The following is a 14301-nucleotide window of genomic DNA, read 5'->3' on the forward strand; positions in this document are numbered from 1 at the left end:
GGCTCGGCGGAATTCCGAGCCCGGTCGGCCGAGTACTGACTACGCGGGCAGTCGAGCCTCGATCGCGCCGATGATCCGCGGACGCAGATCCGCGACGCTGACGATGGCGTCGACCGAGCCGACCTCGACCGCGCGCTGAATGTTGTGCACGCGGTCGAACTCCGCGGCCACATCGCCCAGCTTCTCCGCGCGAACCGAGGACCGCGTCTCGTCGAGTTCGGCGCTCAACGTCGCGCGGTCGGTGCCGACGGCAGTCGCGACCCGGGATTCCAGCTCCCGCACGCGCGAATCGGCCGCGGTCCTGGACTTCACCTCACCGGCGAACACCACCGCGGCGGCAGGCGCACCGCCGAGGACCGAGGCGAACGACCCCTCCAGTGCCAGCACCGTCATGTTCGGGTTCAGCGCCTTCGAGAACACCACGAACGCACCGCCGTGGTAGCGCGAGATCACGCAGAACACGATGGGGCCGTCGAAATTGACGATGGCGCGGCCGATTTCGGCGCCGTACTCGAGTTGCAGCTTGCGCATCGATTCGGGCGAGCCGTCGAAGCCGGACAGGTTGGCCAGCACCACCAGCGGGCGGTTACCGCTGGCGGCGTTGATGGCCCGTGCGGCCTTCTTCGACGAACGCGGGAACAGGGTGCCCGCGGTGTAGGTGTCGGGCCCGTCGGTGGACGGGAAGCCGCGCCGTGCCACATTGCGTGACTCGATACCCAACAGGCACACCGGGATTCCGCCGAGGTGCGCGTCGTGCACCACCGCGGTCTCGGCGTCGGCCATCCCGGCCCAGCGTTCCAGGACCGGGTGGTCCTGATCGGCCAGCGCCCGCATCACCGTGCGAATGTCGAAGGGCTTCTTGCGATCCGGGTTGGCGGCGGCGGAGAAGATCTCGCCGACAGTGGCGAAAGTGCTGTCCGCCAGCACATGCGGGAAGGCCGAGATATCGCGATCGACGGGATCACCGGTCTCGGCACGGCGCGGTGCCTGCTCGCCGGGGGCGACGTAGGTGTGGTCGTAGTGCGCCATCAGTACACCGCGGGCGGCGGACAGGTTCGGTGCCCAGTACTGGGCCTGCCCGTTCGGGCCCATCACGCGGTCGTAGCCGCCGATGCCGAAGTTGTCCTCGGCCGAGACGCCGCCGGAGAAGTCGAGCGACTGCTTGCCGGTCAGGACCATGGCCGAGTCGGGGGTCATGACCAGCACGCCCTTGGTGTGCATGAGCATGGTGGCCTCGGCATTCCAGTACGGCTGCGCGCCGACGTTGATGCCCGCGACCACGATGTTGATCTCGCGACCGTCCTGGGTGAATTCGACGATCCGCTTGAGCGCGGCCGCGACCCAGTCCATGTTCTCGGTACCCGAGGCCATCGAGATCCGCGCGCCCGAGGACAGCGCGTACCACTCGAGCGGTACCTGCATGCTCTCGGCCAGATCCAGCGCCGCGATCACGCGACGGCATTCCGGTTCCGAGAGCGCGCCGAGGGACTTGGTGGGGTCACCGAGCAGCAGCACGCGGGTGACGCCCTGCGGATGCTGCGCGGTCGGCGTGGTCACCACACCGGCGACGATCGCCGCGGTGTTGTGCCCCTTCGGCCGATCGACCGGCACCAGCACATGGTCGGCATCGAGATCGTATTCGGCGAAATCGCCGAGCAGCGAGGTCAATTCGTACGGGTACACGGTGTTGCGCGCCGCGGCACGCAGCACCTTCTGCCGGTACTCGTCCAGCGGTTCGACGGGTTCGTCGGTCCGCTCGCCGACCGTCACCTCGGATTCGCCGTTGGGACGGAACGAGATTCGCACACCGACCTTGGTCAGCTCGCCGGTCTCGGGATCGCGCTGGCGGGCGATGAGCAGGATCTCCTCCAGCCCGGCGCCCGCGGCCGTCGGCAGCACGTGGCCACCGATGGTCTCGAGCTCCGCGCGGGTGACATCCATATGCGGCCAGATGTACATCACGATGCGGTTGGTGTTGAGCCGCTTGGCCGACGGGAACCGCGACTGCGCCCGGCGGATCGAGTCGACGCAGGTGGCGATGGCGCTCTCGGCGGTGGGCAGGGCCACCAATCGGCCGTCGTGATCGCGCAAGGCCGCGAGGTCACGAACCTGGGCGAAGGCGATGAGGCGCTCGTCGGAGGGGTTCTCCTTGGCGACGCCGCGGAACAGGTAGACCTCCTCGTCCGAGGACGGCAACCGGGTGAGGTCGAACTTGCGCAACCGCTCCAGCTGCATCCGCTGCGCGATGTAGGGGTGCAGCCCGCGGATCAGCCGTTCCTCGGCCATGCCGGTCACCGACGGACGGAAGGTGAAGTGGTGGTGCATGACCGAGCCGCCGCTGCCCGCGACGGTGGCGGTGATCCGGTGCACCTGGTTGGGCACCGGGTGCGCGCCGAGCACCTCCTGCAGGGCCGCCGCCATCGCGTCGAAGTCCTCCGGCTGCGATTCCCAGCTGAGGTAGATGTCGGCGTCGATGGAGACAGCGCCGCTGGCCAATTCGGCGAGCCCGTCCAGTGCCCCGTCGAGCTTGTCGAAACTCACGGCGGTCGAGACCAGCATCGAACCGTAGCGTTCGGCGACGACGAACGTGGTGTCGCCGACCTGTTCGGTACGGACCCCGGTGAGACCCTTGTTGCCGTAGTAGCGCCGCGTCAGAACCTCGAGCATCGAGGTGTGGTCGGGCTTGTCGCGCTCGAGCCGCTGGCCGAGCAATCGCACCAGCGGTTCGGTGCTGCGCACCATCTCGGCGATCCGGGCGCCGCGATCGTCGGCGGCCGGGTTCGCGTCCAGGTAGCTCAGGTGCTTGCGGACATTGGTGTACACGCGAGCGCGGTTGCGGCGCAGCAGCGGCTGGCCGTACCAGCTGTAGACCAGTCCGCGGGCGAGGTCGGCGATCGCCGGGAAACGCACCTGCGTTGCCGCCACCAGGCGCTCGAGCGCCAAACCGACGGGTTCGCGCAGCACCTGGTCGGGCATCGGCTCGGTCAGCCATTCACGCAGCAGCGTCGTGATGACGGCGACGGTGTCGGCGGGACGCTGCTGGGCGAGGAAGATCCGGAAGACCGCCGCTTCCAGCTCGGGCGAACGATCCAGCTCGGTGACGCCGTAGTGCCCCAGCGCCGCGCCGAGCTCGGCCTGGTAGGCCTGCGGCAACCCGGCCCGCTCGACGTCGAGGCTCTGCAGATAGGTGTGGAAGTACTCGCGGGCACTGTGCACGTGACCGTTGCCGTGGTCGTCGTCGGCCGAACGGTTGTGGCTCAGTTCGGCGAGGTCGGCGAAGACCTGCACCAGCTCGAGCTCTTCACCCAGCGGGCGCCGGTTGTCGCTGACGGCTTCGCGGCGGGCCGTGAGGTAGTCGTCGAGGACGCGGCGGTCGTCGTGCGGATCCACGTCGAAGCCGAGCAGCAGACTGCGCAGATCCTGCAGGCCACGCGCCACCCGCTCGTGGGCGCGCAACGGCGTTGCCTCGCTGGGCAGGTCGAGTTCGACGGTGCCGGTGGTGGTCACGGTCTCGGCGGCTTCGTCGTCGTCGGCGAGCGGTTCGAGCCGCAGCAGCGGCGCGCCCGCCTCGACCTGGGTGCCGACCGAGACCGTGCACTCCTTCAACTTGGCCCGGAACGGTGCGCGGAGCACCGTTTCCATCTTCATGCTCTCCAGCACGAGCAGGGGCGCACCGGCCTCGACCTCGGCGCCGACCTCGAGCGGTGTGCCGACGACCAGCGCGGGAGCGGGCGAGCGGACGACACCGCCTTCGTCGCGGCTGATCCGATGGGTCACGCCGTCGACGTCGACCACGTGCGTGGGCCCATGGGTGCCGGTGATCAGGCGGTAGCGGGTGCCGTTGACGACGATCTGGCCGGTGTGGTGATCGAAACGTTCGAGATCGACGTCGGCGGTGCGCAAGTCACCACCGGCCTCGATGCCGACACGGAATCGGTTGGCACCGATCCGCGCGACGCGCACGCGATAGCCCGCGCCACGCAGTTTCAGATCGAGCGGCCGTCCGCTCTCGTGCTGCACCTGCGGACGTCCGCCGGACGCGGTCGACAGCAGTCGATGCCGCTCGACCCGCTCGTCTTCCTCGTAGGCGTCGATCGCGGCCACCGCCAGCGCGACGGTGGAGTGACGGTGGGTCACCAGGCGGCCTTCGCCGCGCACCCGGTCGATCCAGCCGGTGTCGGCGCTGGCGTCGATGACCTCGGGCTGATCGAGCAGGTCGAGCACGAAACTCTTGTTCGTCGCGCCGCCTTCGATGACGACCCTGGTCTGGGCCATGGCCCGGCGCAGTCGACCGAGGGCTTCGTCGCGGTCGCGACCGTAGGCGATGATCTTGGCGATCATCGAGTCGAAGTCGGCGGGGATCGTGTCACCCTGGCTGACGCCGGTGTCGACGCGAATGCCGGGGCCCGCGGGCAGATCGAGTCGCACGATGCGACCGGGGGCAGGCGCGAAGTCGCGGTCGGGGTCTTCGGCATTGAGGCGGGCTTCGATGGCGTGGCCGCGCTCGGCCGGCGGCTCACCCTCGAGCCGGATGCCCGATGCCACCCGCAACTGGGCGTGCACGAGATCGAAACCGGTGGTGAGCTCGGTGATCGGGTGCTCGACCTGCAGGCGGGTGTTGACCTCGAGGAATGCGAACAGCTGGTCGCCGGGGTGGTACAGGAACTCGACGGTCGCCGCGCCGCAGTACCCGACCGCGATCGCGAGGCGCTCGGCCGAACCCTTGAGCTCGGCGGTCTGCTCGGCGCTCAGCACGGGAGAGGAGGATTCCTCGATCACCTTCTGATTGCGTCGCTGCACCGAGCAGTCGCGCACGCCCAGCGCCCACGCGGTGCCCTGACCGTCGGCGATCACCTGGACCTCGACGTGCCGGGCGCCCGTGACCAGGCGCTCCAGGAAAACGACGCCGCTGCCGAAGGCGCGGGCGGCTTCCTGCTTGGTGCGCTCGTAGGCGTCGACGAGTTCGGCCTCGTTGGTGATCACGCGGATGCCGCGACCGCCGCCACCGGCGGTGGCCTTCAGCATCAGCGGGTACCCGATCTCGGTGGCCGCTTCGATGGCGTCTTCGACGGTGTCGACCGCGCCCCGGCTCCACGGCGCGACCGGCACACCGACTTCCTCGGCGATCAGCTTGGCGCCGATCTTGTCACCCAGCTTGCGCATCGCGTCGGCACTCGGGCCGACGAACGTGACACCGATGTGGTCGCACAGTTCCGCGAAGGCGGGATCCTCGGCGACGAAGCCCCAGCCCACCCACGCCGCGTCGGCCTTGGTGGCGACCAGTGCGTTCTCGAGGGCCTTGAGGTCCAGATACGGCCGTGCCGACGCCGGACCGAGGTCATAGGCGATATCGGCTTCCCGGACGAACGTGGCATTCCGGTCGACGTCGGTGTACAGGGCGACGGTTTCGATCGGTAGCCCGGTCGCCGCCGCCAGATCACGGACGGCGTGGATGAGGCGCATAGCGGCCTCGCCCCGATTCACGATGGCGATACGGCTGAACACTCGCCGACTCCTTCCATTTACCCAGGACATCGTCCTGCGGGTGAGGTTTGCAACTCCCGGTCCGTGCGCAGTCTGCACCTCCGTGTCCTATAAGGAAACACTGTGCGCGGGTTACCGGCACGTAGCCAGGACACAGGAGGCCGCCGAGCACCATACAACTCGACGAACGCGAGCAATCGAAGACGCCGAGATGACGGCTGGCGGGCGTGGCGATGCCCCCCAGTTGAACAATCACATCCCCCGAGCGAGTGGACGGCCAAGGTCTGCGGTCCCGGACCATCCACTCACTTCGAAATCCTATCAATCATGTTGACCTACAACATATTCGAGGTGACATCCCTCTCGTCCCACGGATCGCCGTCACCGGTGTCGTCGGCCCGGAAGGTCCGTCGGCACCGGCGCGGCGCGGACCGTCGGCGGCGGGACGTTCGCGTACCGCGAGATGTGAAACGCGGGTGAACCATCCACTGTCATCCGTTCCATAACTTCGCACCCGGAATCGTGAGTTCTGCCAGTGGGCGCGCCGGATCGGTCCCTTCGGCGCGCGGGCTTCTACCGTCGGGTCCGTGTCAGAAGACTCCCCAGGTAACGCCACCCACTCCTACGACTACGACGTTTTGATCGTCGGGTCGGGGTTCGGCGGCAGTGTCACGGCCCTGCGCCTGGTGGAGAAGGGGTACACCGTCGGCGTCCTGGAGGCCGGTCGCCGGTTCGCGGACGCCGACTTCGCCGCGACCAACTGGGACCTGCGCCGATACCTGTGGGCCCCCCGATTCGGCTGCTACGGGATCCAGCGCATTCACCGCCTGCGCGACTGCTTCATCCTGGCAGGCGCCGGAGTCGGCGGCGGCTCACTCAACTACGCCAACACCCTCTACAAACCCGGAGCGGCGTTCTTCGGCGATCGACAGTGGGCCGGTATCACCGACTGGGACACCGAGCTCAGCCCCCATTACGACCAGGCGCGCCGCATGCTCGGCGTCGTGCGCAATCCACACATGACACCGGCCGACACCATCATCGAGTCGGTGGCCGAACAGATGGGAGTCGGTGACACCTTCGTGCCGACCCCGGTCGGCGTGTATTTCGGCGAACCAGGCCGGACCGCCCCCGACCCGTACTTCGGCGGCGTCGGACCCGAGCGCACCGGCTGCATCGAATGCGGGGAGTGCATGACCGGCTGCCGTCACGGCGCCAAGAACACCCTCGTCAAGAACTACCTCGGGCTGGCGGAGCAGGCCGGGGCCGTGGTCTCGCCGATGACCACCGTGACCGCGATCCGGCCGCAGTCCGACGGCAGCTGGCTGGTCGACACCGCGCGCACCGGACGCTGGGTCCGCAAACACCGCGCCACGCTGTCGGCGCGACATGTCGTCCTGGCCGCGGGCACCTGGGGAACCCAGCACCTGCTGTTCCGGATGCGGGACACCGCGATTCTTCCCGAGCTCTCGCCCCAGCTGGGTGTGCTGACGCGCACCAATTCCGAAGCGATCCTCGGCGCCGGACGCACCGAGGTCGACCCGGCCGTCGACATCACCAAGGGCGTGGCGATCACGTCCTCGTTCCATCCCACGCCGAACACCCATGTCGAGCCGGTGCGCTACGGCAAGGGGTCCAATGCCATGGGGTTGCTCAACACCTACCTCGTCGACGGCGATCACCGACTGCCGCGCTGGTCGCGAGTCCTGCTGATCGCCGGGCGCCACCCGGTACAGACCGTGCGGCTGTTGCGCACCAACCGGTGGAGCGAGCGCACGCTGGTGCTGCTGGTGATGCAGAGCCTCGACAATTCGATCACCACCTACACCCGGCGCGGGGTATTCGGCCGACGGTTCACCAGCAAGCAGGGTTTCGGCGAACCCAATCCGTCCTGGATTCCGCCCGGTCACGAGGCGACCCGCCACGTCGCCGCGAAACTCGGCGCCACACCGGGCAGTACCTGGCCGGATGTGTTCAACGTCCCGATGACCGCGCACTTCATCGGCGGCTGCGTCATCGGCACAGACCCGGGCACCGGCGTGATCGACCCCTACCACCGGGTTCACGGCTACCCCAGCCTCAGCGTCGTCGACGGCTCGGCGATCTCGGCCAACCTCGGTGTCAATCCGTCACTGACGATCGCGGCCCAGGCCGAGCGCGCCGCCGCGCTGTGGCCCAACAAGGGCGAGCCGGATCCGCGCCCGGCGATGGGCGTTGCGTACGAGCGGATCGCCGCGGTGGCACCGAACAACCCCGTCGTTCCCGTCACCGCGACCGCCGCCCTTCGCCTGCCGATCTGGCCGGTGACCGCGTCCACCCGCGAGGACCGCTGAGCGCGGTGTAGAGAATGCGATGAGATCGCCGACCGAGACTTTGTGACCTCTCCCGCCTCCCCCGCTTATCGCGCTGCCACACCGTGATTCGACTACCGTCGCGCACAGCATTTGAGTTGGTTGGAAGGTGGCAGTAAGCGTGGTAAGTACCAAGGCGAAGCTCGACGGGCTGGCCGAGATTCTGGCGATCGCCGCGGAACCAGCAGGTGAGGCCGCCGTAGCCAAGCGAGCGAAGAAGGGCGTTCCCAGCGTTCGCGAGCGGATGAACATGCTGCTCGACCCTGGGACATTCATCGAAATCGGAGCGTTGGCACGACAGCCCGGACAGCCTGATGCCCTCTACGGTGACGGACTGGTGACCGGTCGTGGGCTGATCCATGGCCGGACAGTGATCGTGATCGCTCATGATCCGACCGTGTACGGCGGGTCGGTCGGCATCACGGCGGCGCGCAAGTTCATGCAGGCGCTGAAACTCGCGTTCGACAACGGTTGCCCGGTGGTGACGATCAACGAATCCCCCGGTGCACGGGTTCAGGACGCGGCCGGTTCGCTCGCCTCGTTCGGCGATATGACCCGGGTTCTGGAGAAGCTGTCGGGCTATGTGCCGCAGGTGTCGATCATGCTCGGCAAATGCGCCGCGGGCTCGGTCTACGGGCCGATCAATACCGACGTGCTCGTCGGCACGAAGGATACCTACATGTTCGTCACCGGGCCCGACGTGATCAAGGCCGTCAACGGTGAGGACATCAGCGCCGAGGCGCTCGGTGGCGCGGAGGTGCAGGCCAAACGCGGCACCCTGCATCACGTCGCGGACAACGAGCAGGAAGCCTTCGACTGGGCCCGCAACTACCTCAGCTACATGCCGGCGAGCTGCCTGGAACAGCCGCCGGTCGTCAATCCCGGCCTGGAACCCGACATCACCGCCTACGACCTGGAACTCGAGACGATCATCCCGGATTCCGATCGTGCGGGGTACGACATGCACGACGTCCTGTTGCGCCTGTTCGACGATGGTGAATTCCATGAGATCCGAGCGGCTTTCGCCCCGAACCTGATCACCGGGTTCGCCAGGGTCGACGGCTATCCGGTCGGCGTGATCGCCAATCAGCCACTGGTCCTCGGCGGGTCCGTCGACGCCGCCTGCTCCGACAAGGGCACCTACTTCATCCGGCTGTGCAACGCCTTCAACATCCCGCTGATCTTCGTCACCGACACTCCCGGCGTACTGCCCGGCCTCGATCAGGAAGACGCGGGCGTGATCATCCGGGGCGGCCGGATGCCGCGGGCGATCATCGAGGCGACAGTACCGATCATCAGCCTGGTGGTGCGCAAGTCCTATGGCGGCGCCTACGGAATGATGGGCTGCCGTCAGGTCGGTGCCGACGTGAGCTTCGCCTGGCCGACGGCCCGGATCGCCGTGATCGGCGCCGAAAGCGCGGTCGACCTCGCCGCCAAACGCCAATTGGCCGCTGTCCCCGAGGAACACCGCGCCGCAGCGCGCGATTTCATGATCAACCAGTACAACGAGACCATCGCCACCCCGTGGGTCGCCGCCGAGCGCGGCTACATCGACGCGGTGATCGAGCCCTCACGCACCCGCCTCGAGATCCGGCACGCACTGCGCCTGCTGCGCGACAAGCCGCCGGTCAAGCCGGAGTTCAACCCGCGTAAGCACCCGCTCTATCCCATGTGATCAGCCTGCGCGCGAACTGGTTTCGCTCGGGCTTCGATAGAGCTCTGTTGATCCGGATCCACGATGGGCCCGGATCAACAGAGCGGCACGTAGATGGCAGAGACCGGAAACATCGTTGAGATCGAACCCGGTCATCTGGCCGATCCGTTTCAATCGGTAATCGACGGTATTCGTGTGGATGAACATGGTGCGCGCGGTCCGCGAACGCTGCATATTCGTGGACATATATACCTCGAGCGTTCGCAACAGCTCCGGATGCGCTTCGAGAGAATCGACGATGGAACTCAGATAATCGCGCGCGGGGCCCGGCCGGGTCAGTTGATATTCGAATGCCAATTCGTGCGGGCGATATACCTTGCTCGGACCACCGAACCGATGCACGATTTCGACGAGTTCGTGGACCTGCTCGGCGGCGCGCGGAATTTCGGCCGGCGTCGCCAGCGTCGCCACCGCACGCACCGGCACCTGTGCCGCGGCGGACAGGTGGACGATCAACTCGTCCAGCTCGGCTTCGGCGAATTCCGGGGCCGGTAGCAGCAACGTGCCGCCGTCCACGCTCAACAGCGAGAGCACCTTCCCGTCGCACCGGTCGGCCAGTTCGGCCTGAACACGGCGCAATTTGCGGCGAGCGACGACTTTCGCGTCGAGGGACGGGTCGAATTCCTCCGCGTGCGGCGGAAGCTCGAGGGCCATCACGTGGTAGCGGTCGGCGACTTCGATGCCGCACTCCCGTGCCATCGTCGAGGTGTTCTGGCCGCCGAGCAATGCCGAGGTCAGCGTGTGAACCGCCGTCCGGTGCTCACTGTCCACCGATCGCAGTTCACGAACGTAGGCCACCGAGACCGCCGAGGAGATCATGTTCTGGGCGTCCATCAGCCGCCGCGCCACCCCGACTGCGGTGTCGTAGTCGTGGTTGGCGACATTGGTGATGACGAGATCGAAGCAGAGTTTGAAGCCCTCGTGCACGGCGTCGTGAATGGTGCCGATCGGGATTCCCTCGCGTGCCCAGTCGGCTGCGGCGGCCTGCACCCGCTCCACGCGCCCCGGGATATCGCGGCCGTCGAGCAAGCTTCTGGTCAGTTCCAGACAGACGCGAGTCACCGTGGTCACTTCTCCGTCGAGCGCTTCACCGGGCAGTGTGCCACACGGAACGACATTCTCGATGAAATGCACCACTATCTGGCGGGATATCGTCCGCACATCCTTCAAGGGGTTTGATACCGGCCGCCCGGAAACGGTCAGGAACGGTTCAATGGAAGTTGCGCCAGCCATGATGAATCCTTCCCACCCAGATCGCTGGGCAAGCTCCCAAACTACCGTGTACGACAATCCGTCTGCCCAGCCTTCGCTTGTGACAACGAGTAAGAGAACGCTGGATCAATGATGATCTCCGACAAGACGCCCGCAGACCTGCGGGTCAACGACGGTGCGGCGGTGACGGTCCCGAACAGGAGCCGCGCACATCTTCACCCCATGACCAGTGTCGCCACCGCCGCATGTATCCGTACTAGCCGGTTACAGGCAGAGGCTGACCTCGAGTACCGGAAGCGGAAGGGGGACACACACTTCCACCGAACCCGAGACGGGCGCCGGAGCCGCTGCCGTGGCGGTACCGGCGCCGATCGCACCGGCGGACAATACGATGGCGGCGACGGCGAGCGGACGGGAAATTCTGGAGTTCATACGGTCATCCTTATTTGCACTGTTGAAACATCCCAGCTTCGGGACATCTCGATCAGATCACGAACGCCACGCCGATCGCTATCACCGTGCACAGGTTTTGACGTTCCTATTCCCTATCCGCGGAATTGTCATGGATTCCCACAACAAGTTCCACCGCGAACTACTCGCGTTTCGTAGCGCCTTCAGGTATCGCGTGACCTTCTACTGCGGGCATGGTCCGGGATCGATTGTGGCACTTGACGCATGAGCCATCTGCGCGGGCCGCCGCCCGGCAGGTCGATCACCGCGGTCGTGTCGAATCCGAGGCGTTCATAGAAGGAGACGTTGTTCGGGTTCGTTGTTTCCAGGTGCACGGGAACGCCGTCGGCGGCCGCCCGATACATTCCCGCCGCGATCAGGTCCCGTCCATGTCCGCGTCCGCGTGCCGCCGCGGAGACGCCGACCGCCATCAGGTGCCAATGCTGCTCCTGCACGCCTGCCGCGCCGGTTACGCGTGCGCCCCTCCGCGCACGCGCGGCGTGCGAACCATAGATGTGCCACTCCTTCAACTCTCGACCCACCGTCGCTCGGGGCAGGATGTGAAAAGTGGCCAGCCACACCGCCACGCCGACGATCGCACCGGTGCTGTCGAGGGCGAGGTCTACTCCATCGCTGCAATCGCGTGAATCATCGAGAGACGAGCGAAACGACCGGACGAGTCGGGTCCTGCGGCTGGATTCTTTAGGGTGCAGCCACAGGGTCGCCGGGTCCGCCGCCAAGGACGCTGCCAGCAGTTCGGCGGCGACACCGAAGTCCTTCCTGTTGCCGGGGCGGATCCGCCGAGCATTTTCCTGTACCGCATCTCCCACGGTCGCCAATGTTAATGGCGGAGTTGTCCGTCGGCTCCTCGAGCAGGGCAGTCAGACCGGAACCGCTCGGCCGCGCAAGTAAGCGATGACGTTCTCGGCGCCTGACTCGTCCGGATCAGCAGCCGATAATCGGAACCGGGTCACCGCATCATCGAGTCGTGGCCCCGGGCCGTGTTCGGCGAGCAGAACGACGATCGCCTCCAAGGCGGCCGGTTGTGGATTCGGGTCCGCCAGCAGTTCGTTCAGGTAGGCGTCCGGTTCGAGCAGGCGCAGCGCCCGGCGCGCGTAGGCATGGACACGCACAGGCAAGTCGGCACGAATGGCATCGACGTCGGCCTGGAGCGCGGGGCGCTCCCGGTGGGCCGGATCGACCCGCAGCGACCACAACTCGGTCAACTCCTGGCTCATCCCGCGCTCGTCGATCAATGCGGGTCCGGTTGCCTGTTCGAGCGCGGTCGGTGGGAGTCCCCGCACGGTATCGCGCCAGGTACAGAATTCCCACCACGCCATCGGCGTCGCGCGCAGTTCCAGGCCGAATCCGATCGCCTGCTGACCGTCTGTCCAGGTCCGCTGGGTGCGGGTGCGGCGGATCGTCGCGACACCGCCGTCGGTGACCTGCGTCCATGAAGCTTCCGTTCCGTGAAAGCCATATGGCCGCAACAACTTTCCCGCCTCGCGTGTCAGGCGGCGTAGCGCAGAGTCCGGTCCGTCCATGTGAGCCAGACTAAAGGGGCGCACCGACAAGTTCGGTTCACCGGCGAACAGCGCCCGCTGTGGCCGCATGTCGCGGTGGGCGGGAACCACGCTCGACCGCGACGGCGGTTCGTCCGGACTAGGAATCGACGACGCGCGTGCCCGTCGTCGCGGCGAGCACCGCGGCGGTGACCGGATCGGGCGTCTCGACCATCACCAGGTGACCCGCGCCGTCGACGACGATCGCGCGCGACGGTTTCAGCGTGCGGTTCAGCGTGGCACCGGCTTGTGCGCTCAGCACGCGATTGTGGCTGCCCCAGACCGTGGTGATCGGGGGAAAGTCCGCGGGCGGCACGAAGTTGTCCAGTTCGCCGAGGAGCGGAATCTCGCGCGAGATCGCGGCAGTGACCATCAGCCGACGGGGTTCGGTCCAGCTCTTGCGCAAATGCGCGACGATCTCCGCGGGCGCGTTCCCCGAACCGAGCTGTTCTGCCACGATCAGCCCGGCCACCGGGCCGGGAATGCGGACCCGTGCGAGCAGCGAGTCGATGTGCAGCTGCCGGCCGAGCCGGGCCGCCCATCCGGTTCGGGTCGGCCGCAAGGTGGCCGGGGTGAGCGGGCTGCTGATGACCAGCGACCGCACCCGGCCGGGATGACGCTGGGTGTAGAGCAGCGACAGCGCGCTGCCGAAACAGTGGCCGACCAGCGTCACATCGCGCAGATCCCGCTCCTCGAAGAACGCGGTGACCATGGCCAGATAGTTCTCGACCGTGTACCCGTCGTCCGGGGCGTCGGAGTCGCCGTATCCGATGAGGTCGATCGCGAAGACCCGATGGGTCTGCTTCAGTGCGTCGAATTGCGCACGCCAGATGTGACGGTCACCGCCGAGGTTGTGCAGGAAGACGATCGGTGGCCCCGCACCCGCCTCGTCATAGGCGATCGAGGTTCCGCGAAAGTCGAAATGGCGCATCCCCGGGCTTCCTTCCAGTGGCAGCCACGTGACCACGTCGTCGTGGTCAATCCACGGTAACGCCGACACCCTCGCTCGCACGGCGAAACTCCCGCTTCGCCTCGCCGGAACACCACACCACCAGCGCGATGATCAGCGCGAACGCGGCCAGCGCTGTCCCGGTACGGAGGAAATGGAAGAAATCCCAGCGCTCGAGGATGGCGGCGTAGTCGGCGGGCGCTCCGTCGACGGCCCAGGCGTTGATCTTGTGGTTGATCGGCACGTTGCCGAGCCGGGTGATGAGGAACGACCCGACGACCAGCACCGTGGCCGCCGCGGCGAGCACCCGGTCCCTGCCGGTCTGCACGAAGGCCAGGGCGAGGCAGCTCAGCGCGGCGGCGGCCATGGTGAGTTGCATGCTGATGCTGTTGTTCTGCATGAGCTCGGTGTGGAATTCCAGGCGCATCTGCAACGGGACTCGATGAAAAGTCGGGACCAGATTCGCGGCACCGTAGCCGAACGCACCGGTGAGAAGGCCGGTGGTGAGCAGGGCGAGCGCGCGTATCGGAGCGTGTTTCATGCGGTAAAAACTAGCTCCCCATTGCTAATTCTGACAAT

Annotated in this window: 9 protein-coding genes; 2 read left to right on the forward strand and 7 right to left on the reverse strand. The window is 66.9% G+C overall.

All coding sequences use genetic code 11. The annotated features are described in order from the left end of the window. Window positions 1–39 precede the first annotated feature (39 nt). Entirely contained in the window at window positions 40–5505 is a 5466-nt protein-coding gene (locus ACFWPK_RS18295; protein WP_378917211.1) for a carboxyl transferase domain-containing protein, read from the reverse strand. Window positions 5506–6071: 566 nt separating this feature from the next. Here ACFWPK_RS18295 and ACFWPK_RS18300 point away from each other — a divergent pair. Together ACFWPK_RS18300 and ACFWPK_RS18305 are read left to right on the forward strand one after the other, a co-directional pair. Then, window positions 6072–7817 (forward strand): FAD-dependent oxidoreductase, encoded by a 1746-nt coding sequence (locus tag ACFWPK_RS18300; RefSeq protein ID WP_378917212.1) that lies wholly within the window; start codon window positions 6072–6074, stop codon window positions 7815–7817. A 139-nt stretch (window positions 7818–7956) separates the two neighbouring features. Then, window positions 7957–9510 (forward strand): acyl-CoA carboxylase subunit beta, encoded by a 1554-nt coding sequence (locus ACFWPK_RS18305; RefSeq protein WP_378917214.1) that lies wholly within the window; start codon window positions 7957–7959, stop codon window positions 9508–9510. Here ACFWPK_RS18305 and ACFWPK_RS18310 read toward each other — a convergent pair whose 3' ends face one another. The 6 genes from ACFWPK_RS18310 to ACFWPK_RS18335 form a co-directional block, all read right to left on the reverse strand. Beyond that, window positions 9511–10782, reverse strand: a complete 1272-nt coding sequence (locus ACFWPK_RS18310) for a PucR family transcriptional regulator (protein ID WP_378917216.1) — start codon at window positions 10780–10782, stop codon at window positions 9511–9513. It abuts the gene before it with no gap. Window positions 10783–11025: 243 nt separating this feature from the next. Further along, the gene (locus ACFWPK_RS18315) at window positions 11026–11193 is read right to left on the reverse strand and encodes a hypothetical protein (RefSeq protein ID WP_165610405.1); all 168 of its coding nucleotides are present in this window, start codon (window positions 11191–11193) and stop codon (window positions 11026–11028) included. A 182-nt stretch (window positions 11194–11375) separates the two neighbouring features. Beyond that, window positions 11376–12041 carry a GNAT family N-acetyltransferase gene (locus ACFWPK_RS18320; protein ID WP_378917218.1) on the reverse strand — a complete coding sequence of 222 codons (666 nt, stop codon included), beginning with the start codon at window positions 12039–12041 and terminating at the stop codon, window positions 11376–11378. Between the two features lie 51 nt (window positions 12042–12092). Next, window positions 12093–12755 (reverse strand): hypothetical protein, encoded by a 663-nt coding sequence (locus ACFWPK_RS18325; protein WP_378917220.1) that lies wholly within the window; start codon window positions 12753–12755, stop codon window positions 12093–12095. A 118-nt stretch (window positions 12756–12873) separates the two neighbouring features. Then, complete coding sequence (locus ACFWPK_RS18330; protein ID WP_378917222.1) at window positions 12874–13704, reverse strand: alpha/beta fold hydrolase; 831 nt, start codon at window positions 13702–13704, stop codon at window positions 12874–12876. 46 nt (window positions 13705–13750) lie between these two features. After that, window positions 13751–14263, reverse strand: a complete 513-nt coding sequence (locus ACFWPK_RS18335; RefSeq protein ID WP_378917224.1) for a DUF1772 domain-containing protein — start codon at window positions 14261–14263, stop codon at window positions 13751–13753. Window positions 14264–14301: the final 38 nt, after the last annotated feature.

Source organism: Nocardia sp. NPDC058519 (genome assembly GCF_042719755.1).
Taxonomy (GTDB): domain Bacteria; phylum Actinomycetota; class Actinomycetes; order Mycobacteriales; family Mycobacteriaceae; genus Nocardia.

Bases quoted from the DNA above. Each gene is read 5' to 3' on its own strand.
- ACFWPK_RS18310 (WP_378917216.1), bottom strand. From the start codon at position 10,782: ATGGCTGGCGCAACTTCCATTGAACCGTTCCTGACCGTTTCCGGGCGG.
- ACFWPK_RS18315 (WP_165610405.1), bottom strand. From the start codon at position 11,193: ATGAACTCCAGAATTTCCCGTCCGCTCGCCGTCGCCGCCATCGTATTG.
- ACFWPK_RS18325 (WP_378917220.1), bottom strand. From the start codon at position 12,755: ATGGACGGACCGGACTCTGCGCTACGCCGCCTGACACGCGAGGCGGGA.
- ACFWPK_RS18330 (WP_378917222.1), bottom strand. From the start codon at position 13,704: ATGCGCCATTTCGACTTTCGCGGAACCTCGATCGCCTATGACGAGGCG.
- ACFWPK_RS18335 (WP_378917224.1), bottom strand. From the start codon at position 14,263: ATGAAACACGCTCCGATACGCGCGCTCGCCCTGCTCACCACCGGCCTT.